At 67.5% G+C, this 19,352-nt stretch carries 7 protein-coding genes (1 of these 7 cut by a window edge); 1 reads left to right on the top strand and 6 read right to left on the bottom strand.

The features are described 5' to 3' along the window. Positions 1-31: 31 nt before the first annotated feature. The 5 genes from H7I41_RS00870 to H7I41_RS00850 form a co-directional block, all read right to left on the bottom strand. Positions 32-250, bottom strand: coding sequence for an MbtH family protein (locus H7I41_RS00870; protein WP_264010658.1), 219 nt, complete (start codon positions 248-250; stop codon positions 32-34). A gap of 819 nt (positions 251-1,069) precedes the next feature. Further along, complete coding sequence (locus tag H7I41_RS00865; protein WP_264010657.1) at positions 1,070-1,390, bottom strand: hemophore-related protein; 321 nt, start codon at positions 1,388-1,390, stop codon at positions 1,070-1,072. A gap of 262 nt (positions 1,391-1,652) precedes the next feature. Then, positions 1,653-4,601: an MMPL/RND family transporter gene (locus tag H7I41_RS00860; protein ID WP_264010656.1), complete on the bottom strand. Its 2,949-nt coding sequence runs from the start codon at positions 4,599-4,601 to the stop codon at positions 1,653-1,655. A gap of 9 nt (positions 4,602-4,610) precedes the next feature. Next, positions 4,611-7,496: an MMPL/RND family transporter gene (locus H7I41_RS00855; protein WP_264010655.1), complete on the bottom strand. Its 2,886-nt coding sequence runs from the start codon at positions 7,494-7,496 to the stop codon at positions 4,611-4,613. Next, positions 7,493-7,912 carry an MmpS family transport accessory protein gene (locus H7I41_RS00850; RefSeq protein WP_276008134.1) on the bottom strand — a complete coding sequence of 140 codons (420 nt, stop codon included), beginning with the start codon at positions 7,910-7,912 and terminating at the stop codon, positions 7,493-7,495. Before H7I41_RS00850 ends, H7I41_RS00855 begins: the two co-directional genes overlap by 4 nt. 710 nt (positions 7,913-8,622) lie before the next feature. On the opposite strand from H7I41_RS00850, the gene H7I41_RS00845 reads away from it, so the two are divergent. Next, on the top strand, positions 8,623-9,120 hold the full coding sequence (locus H7I41_RS00845) for a DUF2505 domain-containing protein (protein WP_264010654.1): 498 nt from the start codon (positions 8,623-8,625) through the stop codon (positions 9,118-9,120). 13 nt (positions 9,121-9,133) lie between these two features. On the opposite strand, the gene H7I41_RS00840 is transcribed toward H7I41_RS00845, so the two are convergent. Next, positions 9,134-19,352: the 3' end of a non-ribosomal peptide synthase/polyketide synthase gene (locus tag H7I41_RS00840; protein WP_264010660.1), read on the bottom strand. Its footprint extends 21,014 nt past the window's final position; 10,219 of the gene's 31,233 nt are visible here — the last part of the coding sequence; its start codon lies off the right edge, out of view — the gene reads right to left on this strand; its stop codon occupies positions 9,134-9,136.

Below are 19,352 nucleotides of genomic sequence, written 5' to 3'. Positions count from 1 at the left end.
CTCCCCAAAGAAATCCCCCGGCAACTGGCTGCTATGTGCCTAGCGCGAGCCGATCACGCAGGCTCTTGGGGCGGATATCGGGCCAGTTCTTCTCGATGTATTCCAGGCATGCGGCGCGTTCCGCCTCGCCGAACACCACCCGCCATCCGGCGGGCACATCGGCAAAGGCGGGCCACAGACTGTGCTGTTCCTCGTCGTTCACCAACACTAGAAAGCTGCCATTTTCATCGTCAAACGGATTGTTGCTCACAGCTGTTCTCCAGACCAAATCGACATGGATGTAACCGTCCCAAACCTTACTCAAGGACTGCCGAATCTTCAGCGTTTCGCCGAAGTACGTGGCGAACTGGCACTTCGCCGTGCGACCCCGTTCAGTAACTCAGAATGCACCCGTACGTCACCTGATCGCGGGGCTCGATGCGCATGACCTGCTGCGATCAATTAGCCTTGTGGCCTCGCGATACTGGCGCAAAAGGTGCTGGCGGTCGCGGTGCCTCGCCGGCCGTGTGCGATTGACCGCGAGCGAACACCGCGCGACTAGCCGAATCTCGTTGAGCAAATCTATTTGAGAGTCGAAGGGCCCATCCGCGACACCGTACTACAGGGTCAACGCCCGGGGCGCATCGGGACATTCCCGCCACTGGTCAACATTGACCGTGGCGTGTGCGCGTTCTTTGCTAGATTCGGAATCGCACGCGTTTAAAGGGGACCGAAGGCGAAAATTCAGGCGCTGAACGTTAACCGAAACTGACGGGTGGTTTCGCACCAGATCGATGGAGCCCCGAATGCACAATCGCGCATGCGCAGCCACCGATAGTCGCTTTGCCCATCGGGGCAATGAGGCGGTCGCCGCTGGCATTCGGTCGCGACGTCGAGCCTTCGACCACGAGCGCTGAGAGGCCGCAGGGATCTGCCGCGGCGAGCATCGTGTACTGCGCGCGCACAGCGAAGACCACTCGAGCGGACTCGACTGCCAGAGAACTGATCAGCCGAGCCCGCGGAGTGGTCTGTTCACCACAATCGGGAAGATGGTCGCGCGTACGCCGCCACCGTGTCCGCCCGACTCCGGTCAGTAGTTGTTGCAGACGTTGAAGACCGTCTCGATGGTGGGCAGGAAGACCGCGTTCGACGGAGCGCTCCGGATCTGATTGGCCATCTGCTGCCGCTGGCCGGGGGGCGAAGCGAGGAACTGCCTCAGACCTGCCTGCTGCTGCGGGTTCGAGATGAACCGGGCCGCCATCGGACCCTGCGCGTTCGCTGCTGCGACCACCTGCTCGAAGCTGCAGGTCGAATCGACGATCGGGTCCGCAGACGCAACCCCGGCCCCCACCGACAGCGACAGCGCCACACCGCCAGCCGCGAGAGCACTCGTAACCGAAAGCTTCTTCATGCGTCGCCCTCCAAATACTGATGCGCAATGATTCGACCAGCTAACTCGAATCTGAGTCTACCCAGATCGGCTCGAACTACGCATCGACTTTGTCAGCGCCGGCTTTGGCGCCGGCACTCACCGTTGATATCTGTTCATCGAGCTGCGGTGTTACATCCTGAACCAGTCAAGGAGAAGGCCCGGCGCATCGAGAACCTCGACCGGACAGACCGAATCGCGCGTTCCGGCAATCCATGTCGACGCCGAACGAGCCGGAAAGTCGTCAGGGAGACAGTCGAGGGATCTCGGTGGTCGGAGCATCGTCGTCGTCACGGCGTTGTTCGATGCCCAGAAGCGCACGCACCAGTGGACGCGGACCGTACGGACGGAGCATCGTGCTGGCGGGGCGTGGACGGACCCGCTGCGGCCACCAGAACCACCGGCCCAACAGCGCGGCGATGGACGGTGTCATGAACGAGCGGACGATCATGGTGTCGAACAGCAGACCAAGACCGATGGTGGTGCCGATCTGACCGATGATCCGCAGATCGCTGACCGCCATCGACGCCATCGTCGCGGCGAACACCAATCCCGCTGTGGTGACCACCTTTCCGGTGCCGCCCATGGCACGGATGATCCCCGTGTTGATGCCTGCCCCGACCTCTTCCTTCATCCGGGACACCAGCAACAGGTTGTAGTCCGAACCGACCGCCAGCAGGATGATCACCGACATGGCCAGCACCATCCAGTGCAGTTGGATGCCGAGGATGTACTGCCACAACAGCACCGCGAGTCCGAATGACGCGCCCAGCGAGAGCACGACGGTGCCCACGATCACCAGCGCCGCGATGAAGCTGCGGGTGATGACGAGCATGATGATGAACACCAGGCAGATGGCTGCGATCCCGGCGATCAACAGGTCGTAGGTCGACCCGTCGTTCCAGTCCTTGGCAGTCGAGGCGGTACCGGAGAGATAGATCTTCGAACTCTCCAGCGGCGTGCCCTTGAGGGCCTCCTCGGCCACCAGCTGGACCCGTTCGATGCGGGCGATACCCTCGGGCGTCGCCGGATCGTCGTTGTGCGAGATGATGAATCGCGCCGCTTTGCCGTCCGGGGACAGGAAGTTGTCCATCGCACGCTTGAAGTCCGGGTTCTCGAACACCTCCGGCGGCAGGAAGAAGGAGTCGTCGTTCTTGGCGGCGTCGAAGGCCTGCCCCATGGCGCTGACATCGTCGCTGGTCTCGTCCATCTGCGCGCTGATGCCCGACATGGTGCTGTACGTCTTGAACGACATGTTCTGGATCGTCCGCATGACGTCGATCATCTGAGGGAAGACTTCGAGGAGCTGGGGCAGCAGAACCCGCAGCTTCTCCATCTCGTTGACGATGACGTCCAGCTTCTCGCTGAGTGCCGAGATCCCGTCGAGGGTGTCGAACACCGACCTGAGCGCCCAGCAGATCGGGATGTTGTAGCAGTGCTTCTCCCAGTAGAAGTAGTTCTGGATGGGCCGGAAGAAGTCCTGGAAGAGTCCGATGCTCTCGGTCAGCTCATCGGTGAGGGCCTGCAGCTCCTTGGTCGTATCGATCATCTCGTAGGTGACCTCGTTCAGCTGCCGCGTCACCTCGTACTGCTGCTGCATGACGCCGATCATCACGCCCATGTCCTCGGCCTGCTTGAGCATGTCCTTGTTGCGTTCCGCCTGGAACTTCTGGGACTGCACCTGGCCGGCGCTCTGGAGGCTGATCAGGAAGGGAATCGACGTCTTGGCGATCGGTGTCCCCTCCGGCCGGGTTATCCCCTGCACACGCGAGACACCCTGGACCTTGAATATCTCCTTGGCCAACTTGTTCAAGGTGATGAAGTCGGTCGGATTCCGCAGGTCGTGGTCGGATTCAATCATCAGGATGTCGGGCGTCAGGCGCGCCTGCGAGAAATGGCGCTCGGCCGCGGCGAAGCCCTGGTTCGCCGGGATCTCCGGCGAGATGTACGCGCGGTCGTTGTAGTTCGTCTGGTACCCGGGCAGCGCCAGCAGGCCGACGAGGGCCACCGCGAGGGAAGCCACCAGGATGGGACCGGGCCACCGAACGATCGCCGTGCCGATCCCGCGCCATCGGCCCGACTTGAGTTTGCGCTTGGGGTCCAGCAGGCCGAAGCGCCCGCAGATGGCGATTCCCGCCGGGACCAGTGTCACGGCGACCGCGACCGCCACGAGCATGCCGACGGCGCACGGGATGCCCATCGTGTGGAAGTAGGGCAATCGCGTGAAGCTCAGGCAGAGGATCGCTCCGGCGATCGTCAGACCCGACGCCAGCACCACGGGCGCCGTACTGCGGTAGGTGGTGTAGTACGCCGATTCCCGGTCCTCTCCCGCCTGGCGGGCCTCCTGGTACCGGCCGAAGAAGAAGATGCCGTAGTCGGTGCCCGCGGCGATCGCGAGGAACACGAGCATGTTGACGGCAAAGGTGGAGAGGACGAAGACCTCGTTGGCGCCGAGCAACGCCACCACTCCTCGGGCGGCCGCCAGCTCGATCCCCACCATCAGGAGCAGCAGGATGACGGTGATGATCGAGCGGTAGACGATGAGGAGCATCGTGAAGATGATCACGACGGTCACGATCGTGATCTTCAGGATCGAGTCGTTGCCGCTGTGCTGCATGTCCGAGGCGAGCGGCGCCGCGCCGGACACGTAGACCTTCACGCCCGGTGGTGGTGACGACCGGTCGACGATGTCGCGGACCGCCTCCACTGATTGGTCGCCCAGCGGGGTGCCCTGGTTGCCGGCCAGGTTGATCTGTACGTACGTGGCTTTCCCGTCAGGGCTCTGGACGCTGGACGCCGTCAGCCGGTCGCCCCAGAGGTCCTGCACGTTCGTCACGTGCGTGCTGTCGGCACGCAACTCCTTGATCAGGCCCGCGTAGTACTGCCGGGCATCCTCGCCGAGGGGGTCCTGTCCCTCGAGCACGAGCATGGCGGAACTGTCCGAGTCCGACTCCTGGAACGCCTGTCCCATGCGGAGCATGCCCTTTGCCGACGGCGCATCCGCCGGCATCAGCGACACCGAGTTCTCCTCGGCCACCTTCTCCAGTGAGGGGATGACGCTGCGCCAGTCACCGTTGACCGCCACCAGCGTGGTGAACACGATCACCGCGAGCCACGCCAGCACGATCAGTGGCGACAGGGTGCGTATCGTCCGCGCGATCCAGGGCCGCCGACGTTGCTCAGTGCTGATCATGCGGCTCGGCTAACCGTCCCGCATCAGCAGAGAGCGGACCAGCGGACGGGGACCGACCGGGCGGAGCATCGAACTCGCGGGGCGCGGGCGCACGCGTTGCGGCCACCAGAACCACCGCCCGAGCAGTGCCGCGATCGACGGAGTCATGAAGGCACGGACGATCAACGTGTCGAACAGGAGTCCGAGACCGATCGTGGTCCCGACCTGTCCGATCGTCAGCAGATCACTGACGATCATCGACGCCATCGTCGCCGCGAACACCAGGCCGGCTGCCGTCACCACCCGGCCCGTACCGCCCATCGAACGGATGAGGCCGGTGTTGATGCCGCCGGCGAGCTCCTCCTTCATGCGCGAAACGAGCAGCAGGTTGTAGTCCGATCCGACGGCGAGCAGCACGATGACCGACATCGCGAGCACGACCCAGTTGATCGGGATGCCGAGCAGGTGCTGCCAGACGAGCACCGACAAGCCGAACGACGCACCCAGCGACATCGCGACCGTACCCACGATGACCAGCGCGGCCACCAGGCTGCGGGTCATGATCACCATGATGATGAAGATCAGGCACAGAGCTGCCACGCCCGCGATCAGCAGGTCGATCTTCGATCCGTCGATCTGGTCCTTCACCTGCGCTGCGGTGCCGGCGAGGTACAGCCGCGAGCTCTCCAGCGGCGTTCCCTTGATCGCCTCCTCGGCGGCGGTCCTGATCGGATCGACCAGGGCCACGCCTTCGGGCGTCGCCGGATCGCCCTTCTGGGTGATGAGCAGGCGCGCGGCCTTGCCGTCCGGTGACATGAAGACCTCCATCACCCGCTTGAAGTCCTCGTTCTCGAAGACGTCAGGGGGCAGGTAGAAGGAGTCGTCGTTGTTCGCGGCGTCGAACGCCTTGCCCATGGCCGTCGCGTTCTCGTTGGAGTCGTCGGCCTGAGCCATGATGCCCGACATGGTGCTGTGCATCGTCAGCATCATGGTCCGCGTGCTCTGCATGTTGGCGATCATCGTCGGGAACTGCAGCAGGATCTGCGGCAGCAGTGCGTCCAGTTGATCCAGATTCTCGGTCAGTTCCGCCATCTTGACCGTCACCCGGTCGATGCCGTCGATCGAGTCGAAGACGCCGCGGATGGCCCAGCAGATCGGGATGTTGTAGCAGTGCTTTTCCCAGTAGAAGTAGTTGCGGATCGGCCGGAAGAAATCGTCGAAGTTCGCGATGGAATCCCGGATGTCACCCGTGATGTCCTCGAGCTCGTGCGTCGTCTCCACCATCCGGTGGGTGGTGTCCACCATCTGCTGCATGAGCGACTGCATGCGCGTCATGAGGTTGATCATCGTGGTCAACTCGTTGGCCTGGTCGAGAAGGCCCTCCATGCGCTCCCGTTGGAACGGCAGGGTCAGCTTGTTGCTCGCGTTGCTCATGCTCAGCATGAACGGAATGGACGAGTGCTGGATCTGAGTGCCCTCTGGCCTTGTTATCGACTGCACGTTGGACACACCCGGTACGGCGAACACCGACTTCGCGAGCTTGTTCAGCACCAATAGGTCGGCCGAATTCCGCATGTCGTGATCGGACTCGATCATCAGGATGTCCGGCGATGCCATCCTCGACTCCGGGAAGTGCCGCGCCGCGGCGGAATAGCCCTGGTTGGCCGGGATGTCCTGGGGCAGGTACTTCTGGTCGTTGTAGCTCGGCTTGTAGCCCGGAAGCGTCAACAGGCCGATGAGTGAGATCGCTATCGTCGCAATCAATATCGGTGCCGGCCAGCGGACGATCGCGGTGCCGATGCGCCGCCACCGCCGAGTCGCGACCGCGCGCTTCGGATCGAAGATGCCGAACCGGCTGCCTGCCGCGATGCACGCCGGCACGAGTGTGAGCGCCACGGCGACAGCGACGAGAATGCCGACCGCGCCGGGTATTCCGAGCGGTTGGAAGAACGGCAGTCGGGTGAAGCTCAAACAGGCGATCGCACCCGCGATCGTCACGCCGGACGCGAGGACCACCTTCGCGGTCCCGTGATAGGACGTGAAGAACGCGCTCTCACGGTCCTCGCCCGCCTGCCGGGCCTCCTGATACCGCCCCGTGAAGAAGATCGCATAGTCCGTGCCGGCCGCGATGCCGACGGAGACGAGCAGGTTCACGACGTACGTCGTCAGCCCCACGTAGCCCTGCATGGCGAGGAATGCCACCACGCCGCGCGCCACCTGCAGTTCGATGGCGACTGTGAACAGCAGGATGATCGGGATCAGGATGGAGCGGTAGAGCAGCAACAGCATCAGGAAGATCACGCCGACGGTGACCAACGTGATCAGCAGGACGGTCTTGTTCCCGCTCTCGCCGAGGTCGGCGACGATCGCCGCAGGACCGGTGACATAGGTCTGGACACCCGGCGGCGCCTGGGTGCGCGCGATGATGTCCCGGATGGCGGTGACCGATGCGTTGCCCTCGGCCTGGCCCAATTCACCCTTGATGTCCAGCTGGACGTAGACGGCCTTGCCGTCGGCGCTCTCCGCTGCGCCTGCCGTGAGGGGGTCGCCCCAGAAATCCTGCACATGCTCGACATGCTCCGTGTCCGCCTCCAGCTGACGGACGATCTCGTCGTAGTACCGGTGTGCGTCGTCTCCGAGTGGTTCCCGGCCCTCGAGGACGATGATCGCGACGGCTCCGCCGGTCGACTCCCCGAAGGCTTCACCCATGCGCGCCGCGGCCTTGGTCGACGGCGCATCCGACGGACTCAGCGACACCGATCGTTCGCGCTCGACCACCTCGAGCGGGGGAACGGTCGCGCTCAGCAGGACCGTCAACGCCAACCAGCCGAGGATGATCAGCGGCGAGAACGACCGGATGAAGGATGCGAACCGAGGCCGACGCCTCCGCGTTTCATCCGCGTGCACGGGGCTCATCCGTTCTTCAGGAGGCAGGAGGTGAAGGCGTTGACGTTGTCGGAGGTCTTCTCGGCCTTGACCTCACCGTCGACGGTGATGCGGCAGCCGATGTTGTCGCTGTCGCCCTGCGCCATGAGGCTGCCCACCGCGGTCGTGGTGCCCATGTCGAACTCGAGCGTCCACGGCAGGGATATCCCCGTGATGTACTGCGGCTCGGTGTCCTTATCGAAGTAGCTGATGTTCGCCACGGTGCCCGGCGGACCGAACACTTCGTAGACCATCACCTTGGGATCGAAGGGCTTGGATTCGGCGGCCTTGGTGTCAGCGTAAGAAACACGCTTCTCGGAACCGAAGATGCCGTGCAGGCGCGACACAGTGAAACCGCCTGCGGCGACGACGACGAGGATGAGCAGCGGGATCCACGCCCGCTTCAACAGCCTGAGAATCGCAGGACTCCTCCCCTGTGCTCACACCCCGGCACCATGCTGAGGCATGGCGCCGCCTGATCGCAAACGCTGGACACCCCAGTGGGGCATCAACTGACCGATGAAGAGTAACCCATGCCTGAAAGCCGCATATGGGCTTGTGCCCGACGCGATATGCGATCGCGATGAACGCTTGATACGTGCACGGACGTACGAAATTTTCTGTTGCGCTAGCAAATGACGCGAAGCGCTACTAAGTGCACCGGTCGCGCTGACGGCAGCAACCCTGTCACCGGCCTGTGTCATGCGTCACAGCCTGGTAAGAATCTCACGCAGCCACGGCGTGGCGAATTTTTCGGGTCCCTCGGTCGACGTTGCCCGGAGCAGTGATCGTGAAGTCACGACGCACCATTTTCGTCGGGATGCGCGCACGAGGCGTCACCAAAATGTAATCCTTGCGCAGCCCGAGATGCGGGACGATTCGGGTCCATCGGGCAGTGATTTCCAAGGCCTCCGTGAACTGGCGATGCCGTCAATTAGCTGGCTTCGGTCCCCGGCGCCACGGTCAGGCACCTCGCCACCTCGACGCTCGAGGGATCTCGACACCTCCCGTTCGCCGGATGTTTCAAAAGCCTCACCCGGGGCCGCGCTTCGCCCCGCATTTCGGCGGTGGGGTCGACAATGTGCGGGCACGGTACGCGACGGAGGTGGGAGCTGGCATGTCACGAACCCTCGACTTCGAGGTCGAATCGGCGATCGGCGTCGAACAGATCCATGCCGCATATTCCGACGCGGACTACTGGGCGTCACGACTGGCGAACTACGGCGACAACGGCCGTCTCGACGCCATCGACGTCGTCGACGGCCTCGTGCGGGTCGTCACCGTCCAGGACCTGCGGAGCGCCCTGCTGCCCAAGCCGTTCGGAAAGCTGTATCCGCGGGACCTGGAGATTGTCCAGGACCAGACGTGGACCCTCGTCGACGGCGAGCTGCACGGACAGGTCCGCATCGAGGCACGCGGCGCACCGGGTTCCGGTCACAGCAGCGTGGTGCTGGCTCCGGCGGGCGGCGGCTCGCAGCTGCGCTGTACCGCGACGTTGAAGGTGGACGTCCGGTTCGTCGGCGGCGCGATCGAAGGCATGCTCGCCCGCCAGATGGTCGACGACACCCCCGAGATGCTGCGCTTCACCACAGGGTGGCTGAACGAGCAGGTCTAGTGGTCGCGCCCAGTCACCTGACCCGTCGCAGGCGACGCCCACGGGAGCCGACGGATCCGGCCTCGGCCGGGCCGAGGGGCAGGGCCCGCTTGAGTCGATCCCCGTAGGTGGCCAGCGTCTCCGCGGTCAGCATCTCCTCGTGCGTGCAGTCGACCGAGTGCACGGTGATGTTGCCGGCGACATGAGGGCTCCAGGCCCGCAGGATCTCGGCGCTCCTGTCCTCACCGGATCCCTGCGCACCGAACAGCACCATGTCGCCGCCGAAGACACCCGGTTCGTGCGCGCGGTAGGACTCGATGTTGGCGGTGCCGTTCCGGATGATCCGGTCGACGAGCTCCTTGTAGCGGGAGAACACCGCCTCGCCCTGCAGCCGCAGCATCACCTCGATCTGCTCGTTGCTCACCGACTCGTCCAGCCCCGCGTTGCTGATCTGATAGAAGCGCGCGAGTTCGTCCCGCACATGCTTCATTCCGAGGATCTGATTCGGCGACGCGAGCCGGCCGTCGAGCTCGGGCTGGGCGTCCAGGACGATCAGGCGCGCCACCTCGCAGCCGCGCCGTTCGAGCTCGACGGCCAGCTCGTGTGCCACCACGCCGCCGTAGGACCAGCCGAGCAGGTGGTACGGCCCCGCGGGCTGCATCTGCTGGATCCTGTCGGCATAGGTTCTCGCCATGTCGGGAATCGACCCGGCGGCGTCGTCGTCGGTCTGCTGGATCCCGACGATCGGGCAGTCGAGGTGCCGGCCCAGCACCTGATAGGGCCAACTCAGCCCGCTCGCGGCGTGGACGCAGAACAGCGCGGCGCCGCTGCCCTTCTTCAGGGTCTGGATCGGGACGACCTCCTGGGGGGCGTCGGTGCCGGTCCGCAACAGCTGACGCAGACCCGCCACGGTGGGCGCCTCGAACACGGCCGGTATCGAGATGTCGGCGTCCAGGCTGCTGTTGACCGCGGCGACGAGGCGCATCGCCGACAGCGAGTCCCCGCCGAGTTCGAAGAACGAGTCGTCGACGCCGACGCGCGGCACTCCGAGCACCTGCTCGAAGATCCCGACCAGGACCTCTTCGACCGTGTCGGCGGGGGCGCGGTACTGCCCCGCGGTGTACTCGGGTGCGGGCAGGGCCCTGGTGTCGAGCTTGCCGTTGACCGTGAGCGGTATCGCGTCGAGCACCACCACCGCCGCAGGCACCATGTACGAGGGCAGCCGTTGCGCCAGCCGAGCCCGGATGTCGCCGGGATCCAGTGCACCGGAGCGTGATTCGGTGACATACCCGATCAGACGGGTGGCGCCGGCGCTGCCGTCGCGGGCGACCACAGCCGCCTGGTCCACCCCGTCGAGCGCGGTGAGTGCGGACTGCACGTCGCCGAGTTCGATGCGGAAGCCGCGGATCTTGACCTGCTCGTCGGAGCGGCCCTCGTAGCGCAGTTGCCCGTCGTCACCCCAGCGCACCAGGTCGCCGGTGCGATACATCCTTGAGCCCGGAGCCCCGAACGGGCAGGCGATGAACCGCGATCCGGTCAGGCCCGGCCGGCGCACATAGCCCTGCGCGACACCGGCGCCCGCGACGTACAGCTCACCGACCACGCCCGCGGGCACCGGCCGCAGCCAGTCGTCGAGCACGAACAAGGCCGCCCCGGCGATCGGCGCACCGATGGGCGCAGGCCCCGATTCCGCCGTGAGTGGCGTGCTCATCGACGCGTAGATCGTGGTCTCGGTCGGGCCGTAGGCATTGACCATCACCCGGCCCGGTGCCCACCGGTCCACCACCTCCGCCGGACATGCCTCACCGCCGACCAGCAGCGCCGTCGAGCCCAGGCCGCTCGGCGAGAGCATCCCCACCGCCGACGGTGTCTGGGTCAGCACGTTGACCTGCTCGTCGATCAGAAGTGCATGGAACTCCTCCGGCGATGCGGTGACCTCCTCACCGACGACGACCAGCCGGCCACCACCGAGCAGCGCCCCCCAGATCTCCCAGACCGAGAAGTCGAAGGCGTACGAATGGCACTGTGTCCAGACCTGTCCCGGTGGGAGGCCGGCGTCCAGTGAGCCCAGCAGCGCGGTGATGTTGCGGTGGGTGATCGCCACGCCCTTGGGGACGCCGGTGGTCCCTGAGGTGTAGATGATCTGGGCGACGTCGTCCGGTGCGGGCATCGGCGCGGCGCCGTGCCAGAAGCCGATGCCCCAGTCGTCGACCGGATCGTCGACGTCGATCACCGCGACATCGTGGGCCGCCACCCGTGAGCGCAGCTCCGCGGTGGTGATCACCGCAGCAGGCGCGGCGTCGTCGAGCATGAAGCCGATCCGCGCGTCGGGGTGCATCGGATCCATCGGGACGTAGGCCGCACCGGATTTGAGCACCGCCACGATCGCGACGACCGCCTCCGCGCACCGGGGCATCAACAACCCGACACACTGTCCGGCTTCGACACCCCGACCCACCAGCATCCGCGCCAGCCGGTCCGATGCCACATCCAGTTCGCGATAGGACATCGAGCGCCCGCCCGCCGACACCGCCACGGCGTCCGGCGTCCGTGTCACCTGCGCCGCGAACACCACCGGCACCGAGACTCCGGCCGCCGCCGGGCGGGTGAGTGTCGCACGGTTGCCGACCTCGTCCAGCCGCGCACGCTCGTTGTCGGCCAGCACCTCGACCGACGACAACCGCCGCCCCGGGTCACCGGCCATCGCGGCGAGCACGCGGCGCAGCCTCTCGAGGATCTCGCCGATCCTGGCGTCGTCGAACACCTCGGCGTCGTACTCGATCCGGAACCCGATCTCGTTGCCCGGCTGGGCTTCCACCGTCAGCGGGTAGTGGTTGTTCTCGTGGTGGGTGAACTCGCTGATGACCAGCTCGTGTTCGCCCGCCACCACGCCGGCGTCGACCGGGTAGTTCTCGTAGACGAACAGCGTGTCGAACAGTTGGTCGTGGCCCGTCGCGCGGTGGATGTCGCTGAGCGCCAGGTGTTGGTGGTCGAGCAGGTCGTTGTGCGCGTTCTGCAGTTGGTCGAGCAGATCGGCGACGGTGGTGGCCGGCGTGATCCTCGCCCGCACCGGCACGGTGTTGATCATCAGACCCACCATGGACTCCGCGCCCGGCACCTCCGACCGGCCGGATGCCGTGGTGCCGAACGCGACGTCGTGCCGGCCGGTCAGCGAGGACAACAGCATCGCCCAGGCCGCCTGCAGCACGGTGTTCACCGTGGTGTGGCAGGAGCGGGCCAGCTCGCCGAGCGCATCGGTGATCTGCTCCGACACCCGGTACGAACTCACCCCGCGCGGGCCTGCATGGGTCTGTGGCGCGACCAGCGTCGGAGTGGCGAAGCCGTCGAGCGCCTCGCGCCATGCCGCGCGAGCGGCCTCGACGTCACGATCGGCGAGCCAGCTCACGAACCGGCGGTACGGCGGCGCGGCAAGCAACCGATGTCCGTGATAGCCGGCGAAGATCTCCCCGAGCAGGATCGGCAGCGACCACCCGTCGACCACGATGTGGTGGAAGGTCAGGACCAGCCGGTGCCGGTTGCCCGGCCTGCCGATCAGCGCCGCCCGCACCGCGGGCCGGTAGGCCAGGTCGCACACCTTGGCCCGCTCGTCGGCACACAGCTGAGCGATCTCCGGCTCCGGATCCCGGTCGTCGCCCCGCAGATCGAGGTACCGCCACGCCATCACGGGGTCGGCGGGGATGATCTGCACCGGTTCGTCGAACTCGTCACAGAAGCGCGCGGCCAGGTGCGGATGCCTGTCGACGACGGCGTGCACGGCATCGCTCAACCGCTCGGGATCGAGCGGGCCGTCGATGGTGAAATCGAGTTGCAGCGCATAGATGTCGTCGTCGGGGCGCGCGGTGGCGGCGTGGAAGAGCAGGCCCCGCTGCAGCGGTGTCAGCGGCAGGATGTCGGCGGCCCCGTACTGCTGCTGCACGAGGTCGATCTGTTGCTGGTCCAGTTGGGCGGGGACGATGTCGGACGGTGTCAGACCGCCGCCACCGGAGCTCACATGCGCGCAGATCCCGGCCAGCGCCTCGAACCAGAGCCGGCTCAGCCGGCTGACCTGGTCGTGGTCCAGTGCCGACGGCGCCCACGTCCAGGAGGCCTGCAGCCGCGGCCCGGCGTCGGTGTCCATGGTCACCGCGTTCAGTTCCAGCGTGTGCGGCAACGGCATCGGCACCGCCGCGGCCGCACCGGTGAGCGACAGCCCCTCCTGGGAGATCCGCCACAGGTCGTCGGAGAGGTCGCCGCCCGAGACGCCGATCCGGCCCAGGTAGTTGAAGCCGACGGTGGGGTCGGCCGTGTTCAGACCGGCCTCCGGGTTCAGGTAGCGCAACAGGCCGTAGGTGAGGACGTCGGGCAGGGCGCGGAGTTGTTCCTTGGCGGCCTTGACCGTCGCCCCCAGCGCCGCGTCGCCGGCCGTCACCTGCGCCCACGACAACCCGCCCGGCGTGAGCGCCACGGGGTACTTGGTGGTGAACCACCCGACCGTGCGCGACAGGTCGACGTCATCGGCGAGTTCCTCTGCGCGCCCGTGTCCTTCGACGTCGACGGCGACCGGGGCCGAGCCGGTGCCCAGCAGTTCGGAGACCGCGAGACCGAAGGCGATCAGCAGGATGTCCTGGACTCCGGCGTGGAACGCCGCGGGTACGTCACCGAGCAGACCGCGGGTGGTGTCGGCGTCCAGCGCCGCCGAGAGGTGCCCGGCGGTGGCGAAGGTGTCGCGCTCGGGCTGCACGGCGGGCAGCATGGCCGGGGTCTCGGCGATCCGCCGCCAGGCGGCGGCGTGGCCCGCGACCTCTGCGGTGCGGGCGTGCTCGACCAGCAGCCGGGACCAGCGCAGGAACGACGTCCCGCCGGCAGGCAGCTCCACCGGTTGGCCACCGCGGTGCTGCGCCCACGCGATGTTGAGGTCTTCCAGCAGGATCCGCCAGGACACCCCGTCGATGGCCAGGTGGTGCACGATCAGCGCGAGCCGGCCGGTGGACGTCGCCCACAGCGCACTGAGCATCGTCCCGGCGGCCGGGTTCAGTCGGGCCCGCACCGCGGTCATCGCGTCGTCGGTGAGTTGGCCGACGGTGTGCAGGCAGCTTCGCGCGTCGACCGAGCCGGGATCGGGCACGTGGATCGTCCAGACGCCGGAGTCGCCGTCGGCGGCGCGCAGGCGCAGGGTGGCGTGCCGGTCCAGCAGGGCCTGCAGCACCACCACGACGTCGTCCTCTGTGACTCCGGCGGGAGCCTGCAGCACCATCGTCTGGTTGAACTCGTCGACCGGGCCGTGCACGCTGTTCAGCCAGCGCATGATCGGCGTGGGCACCACCGGTCCGACACCCTCGTCGACCTCGACGGCCGAGCCGTCGGCCTGCGTGGCCACCCGGGCCAGCCTCGCCACGGTCTGTTCGACGAAGACGTCGCGCGGCCGGCACAGTATTCCGGCCGCCCGCGCCCTCGCGACCACCTGCATCGACAGGATGCTGTCGCCGCCGAGTTCGAAGAACGAGTCGTCGACGCCGACCCGCTCGACGCCCAGTACCTGTGCGTAGATGCCTGACAGGATCTCCTCCACCGCGTCGGCCGGGGCGCGGTATTCCTCGACGGTGTACTGCGGTGCGGGCAGGGCGCGGGAATCGAGTTTTCCGTTGACCGTCAGCGGCAGCGTGTCGATGGCCACCACCGCCGCGGGCACCATGTAGGCGGGCAGCACCTGCATCAGCAGGTTCCGTGTCTCCGCGAGATCGACTGCGCCGGCTGCGGACTCGATCACATAGCCGACGAGGCGCCGGTCGCCCGGGCGGTCCTCGCGCACGGTCACCACCGCCTGCTCGACGCCGGGCAGTCCGGCGAGTGCGGTCTGGATCTCCCCCAGCTCGATGCGGTATCCGCGGATCTTCACCTGCTCGTCGGCGCGGCCCAGGTACTGCAGTTGCCCGTCGGCGCCCCACCGCGCAAGATCACCGGTGCGGTACATCCTCATTCCGGGCGCGCCGAACGGGCATGCCAGGAAACGTGATCCGGTCAGACCGGGGCGCCGCCAGTAGCCGGCGGCCACACCGGCGCCTGCCACGTACAGCTCGCCGACGACACCCGCGGGCACCGGCCGCAGCCACCTGTCGAGGACGAACAGCGCGCCGCCGGGCACCGGTGAGCCGATCGGCACCACCCCGGTCCCCGCGACCAGGGGCCGGCTCATCGCGGCGTAGATCGTCGCCTCGGTCGGCCCGTAGGCGTTGAGCACCACCCGCCCCTGGGCCCACCGCTCCACCACCTCCGTCGGGCAGGCCTCGCCGGCCACCACCAGCGCGGTCGACTCCAGACCATCCGGTGTCAGCATCCCGACGGCCGAGGGGGTCTGGTGCAGGACGTTGACCTTCTCGCCGACCAGCAGCTCGTGCAGATCGTCGGGCGCGGCCACCATCTCCTCCGGCACCACCACCAGCCTGCCGCCGTGCAGCAGCGCACCCCAGATCTCCCACACCGAGACGTCGAAGACCAGCGAGTGCCACTGCGACCACACCTGCCCCGGTCCGGTGGGCAGGTCGGCGTGCAGCGTGGCCAGTAACCGGGTCAGGTTGCGATGCGTCACCGCAACACCTTTGGGGACTCCGGTGGTGCCCGAGGTGTAGATCAGGTACGCCAGGTCGTCGGGGCCGGCCGCACGGGCACACGCCGGGGAGCCGGTCGCGGCCGGAGCGGGAGCTGCGACGTCGACGACGGCGATTCCCGAGCCCTCCAGCCGGTCCCGCAGATCTGCCGTCGTCACCGCGGCGACGGGTTCGGCGTCGGTGAGCATGAACTGCAGTCGCGCCGCGGGCAGCGCCGGGTCGATCGGCAGATACGCCGCGCCCGTTCTGAACACCGCCAGGATCGCCATGATCGCGTCCGCGGAGCGCGGCAACAGCAGCGCCACACATCGTCCGGGTCCCGCGCCCTCGGCGGCCAGCGCCGACGCCAACCGGTTCGCGGCGTCGTCCAGTTCGCGGTACGTCATGCTGCGGCCGGCGCCGCTCAGCGCGACGGCATCCGGTGTCCGGGCCGCCTGTTCGGCGAAGAGTTGCGGCACCGGCACCGGCGAGGCCACCTGCTCGGTCAAGACCGCACGGTGACCCCAGTCGTCGAGGCGTCGGCGTTCGCCCTCGTCCAGCAGGTCGGCCGACGACACCCTGCGTGTGAGGTCGGCGGTCATCGCCTCGAGCACCCGCCGCAGCCGGGCCACGAGGGTCTCGATGCTCCGCGCGTCGAACACGTCGGTCCGGAACTCCACGTTCCCGCCGATTCCGGCGCGGGCGCCGTCCTTGGTCCATCGCTCGGCCAGCGAGAACACCAGATCCATGCGTGCGGTGCGGGTTTCCGCGGGCAGCGGCGTCGCCTCCAGGTCCCCGAGCGCCAGCCCGGCACCCGGGTCGCCCGCGAAGTTCTGCCATGCCAACATCACCTGCACCAGCGGATGGTGGGCCATGCTGCGCGCGGGGTTGAGCCGCTCGACCAGAACCTCGAACGGAACGTCCTGGTTTTCGTAGGCGGCCAGACTGCGGCGGCGCACCTGTGCCAGCACCTCGGCGAACGTCAGGTCGTCGGTGAGGTCGACGCGCAGCACCAGGGTGTTGACGAAGAAACCGACCAGGTCGTCGAGCGCGGGATCGCGGCGCCCGGCGATCGGGAAGCCCACCGCGACATCGGGACTGGCGCTCAGCCGCGAGCAGAGCACCGCCAGCGCGGCCTGCATCACCATGAACGTTGTGGCCTTGTTGTCCCGGGCCACCCGGGCGACCGCGTCCTGCAGTTCGGCCGGCCAGTCCACCGGGACGGCGGCGCCGCGGTGGTCGGCCACCTGGGGGTAGGGCCGGTCGGTGGGCAACTGCAGGCGCTCGGGCATGCCGGCCAGGGCCTGCTGCCAGTACGCCAGTTGCGCGGCGATCGAGCTCTCGCTGTCATCGATGTCACCGAACTGCTCGCGCTGCCACAGTGTGTAATCCGGGTACTGGACCGGGAGTTCGTCCCATTCGGGGCGTCGCCCGGCGCACCGGGCGGCATACGCCTCACCCAGGTCGCGCACCAGCGGGGCGATCGACCAACCGTCGGCCGCGATGTGGTGCACCACGGCGACCAGCAGGTGCTCATCGCTGTCGACGCGGAACAGCTTCGCGCGCAGCGGTATCTCGGTGGCCAGGTCGAAACTGTGGCAGACGGTATCCGCGACAACGGAATCGAGCCGGTCCCGGGACCAGGTGGCGGCGTCGACGACCTCCCAGCCGAAGTCGGCCCAGCGGGCCGGCAACACGAGCTGCTGAGGCACTCCGTCGGGTGCGGCGATCAGGGTGCGCAGGCTCTCGTGGCGGCCCACCACGTCCGTCAGCGCCGCTGCCAGCGCCTCGGTGTCCACCCGCCCGCGCAGTCGCAGCGCCACCGGCATGTTGTACATCGGTGAGGGGCCCTGCAGCTGGTCGATGAACCAGAGCCGGTTCTGCGCGAACGACAACGGCAGCACGTCGGGCCGCTCGACGCGGACCAGCGGCTTGCGCCCTGCGGCCTGTCCGTCGAGCCGGGACACCAGCTGCGCCACCGTCGGCGCGTCGAACACCGTGCGCACCGAGAGTTCGGACCCCAGGGTGTCGTTGACCGCGGAGATCAGCCGCATGGCCGAGACCGAGTCGCCGCCGAGGTCGAAGAAGGAGTCGTCGACGCCAACCCGGTCGAGGTCGAGGACCTGTGCGTAGATGCCCGCCAGGATCTCCTCGGTCGGGTTGCCGGGGGCGCGGTAGCGGTCCCCGTCCCGGTACTCCGGTGCCGGCAGCGCGCGGGTGTCGAGCTTGCCGTTCACAGTGACCGGCAGCGCGTCGACGACGACCACCGCTGCGGGCACCATGTACCCGGGCAGCCGCTCGGCCAACTTCGCGCGGGTCTGGGCCGTGTCGATCGACCCGGTGGCGTAGCCGACGAGGCGCTTCTCGCCCGGGCTGTCCTCGCGGGCGATGACGACCGCCTGCTGGACGCCGTCGAGTTCGGCCAGGGCAGCCTGGATCTCACCGAGTTCGATGCGATAGCCGCGAATCTTGACCTGGTCGTCGGCGCGCCCGATGTATCGCAGCTGTCCGTCGGGGCCCCAGCGGACCAGGTCCCCGGTGCGGTACATCCGATCCCCGGCCGCGCCGAACGGGCAGGGCAGGAATCGTGAAGCCGTGAGCCCCGCGCGATTCACGTAGCCCATTCCCACGCCTCGCCCGGCGACGTACAGCTCGCCGACGACGCCATCCGGTGCCGGTCGCAGCCACTGGTCGAGAACGAACAACGCCGCCCCGTGCACCGGGGCACCGATCGGTGGCGCCTCGTGCCCCGGGGCCAGCGGAGTGCTCCTGGACACCCACATGGTGGTCTCGGTGGGGCCGTAGACGTTGACCATCACCCGGCCCGGCGACCATCTCGTCACGGTCTCCACCGGACATGCCTCCGCGCCGACCACCAGGCTCGACACATGTTCGAGGTCCTGCGGGTCCAGGCCGCGCACCGCCGACGGCGTCTGGGTCAACACCGTGACCTGTTCCGCGCTCAGCAGCTGATGGAAGTCCTCGGGTGAGCGCGTCACCGCATCGGGCACCACGACCAGTCGGCCACCGTGCAGCAGCGCACCCCAGATCTCCCACACCGAGAAGTCGAAGGCGTAGGAGTGGAACTGCGTCCACACCTGGTCGGCTGACAGCTCGAAACCCACATCGAGGGCGTCGAACAGCTGCACCACGTTGTGGTGGCTCACCGCAACGCCTTTGGGCATACCGGTGGTGCCCGAGGTGTAGATCACGTGGGCGATGTCCTCGGGCGACGGACCCGGCAGCGCACTGCTGGGGCGGGTGGCGATGCGGGGGTCGTCCACCCAGATCACCGGCAGGTCGCCGGTGAACGTGTCGGTCAGGTCTGCGGTGGTGATCGCCGCGACCGGCCGGGCGTCGTCGATCATGAACGCGACCCGCGCCGCCGGATGGGCGGGGTCTATCGGCACGTAGGCCGCCCCGGATTTCAGCACCGCGAGGATCGCGGTGATCGCGTCCGCCGACCGCGGCAGCAGCAGCGCCACATACCCGCCGGGGCCCGCCCCGAACTCGACCAGCAGGTGCGCCAACCGGTTCGACGCCTCGTCGAGCTCGCGGTAGGTCATCGACCGCGCACCACACGAGACCGCCACCGCGTCCGGCGTCTTCGCCGCCTGGGAGCAGAACACCGCCGGAATCGTCACCGGCGTGCAGGACTCCGTCAGCACC

Source organism: [Mycobacterium] manitobense (assembly GCF_025821665.1).
GTDB classification, from domain to species: domain Bacteria; phylum Actinomycetota; class Actinomycetes; order Mycobacteriales; family Mycobacteriaceae; genus Mycobacterium; species Mycobacterium arseniciresistens.
The sequence above is the reverse complement of the archived record's forward strand: the minus strand, read 5'-3'. Positions and strand labels throughout refer to the sequence as shown.

What these genes read in the sequence shown, in the direction of transcription:
- H7I41_RS00860 (WP_264010656.1), bottom strand. Translation starts at nt 4,601, where the DNA reads ATGATCAGCACTGAGCAACGTCGGCGGCCCTGGATCGCGCGGACGATA.
- H7I41_RS00855 (WP_264010655.1), bottom strand. Translation starts at nt 7,496, where the DNA reads ATGAGCCCCGTGCACGCGGATGAAACGCGGAGGCGTCGGCCTCGGTTC.
- H7I41_RS00845 (WP_264010654.1), top strand. Translation starts at nt 8,623, where the DNA reads ATGTCACGAACCCTCGACTTCGAGGTCGAATCGGCGATCGGCGTCGAA.
- H7I41_RS00865 (WP_264010657.1), bottom strand. Translation starts at nt 1,390, where the DNA reads ATGAAGAAGCTTTCGGTTACGAGTGCTCTCGCGGCTGGCGGTGTGGCG.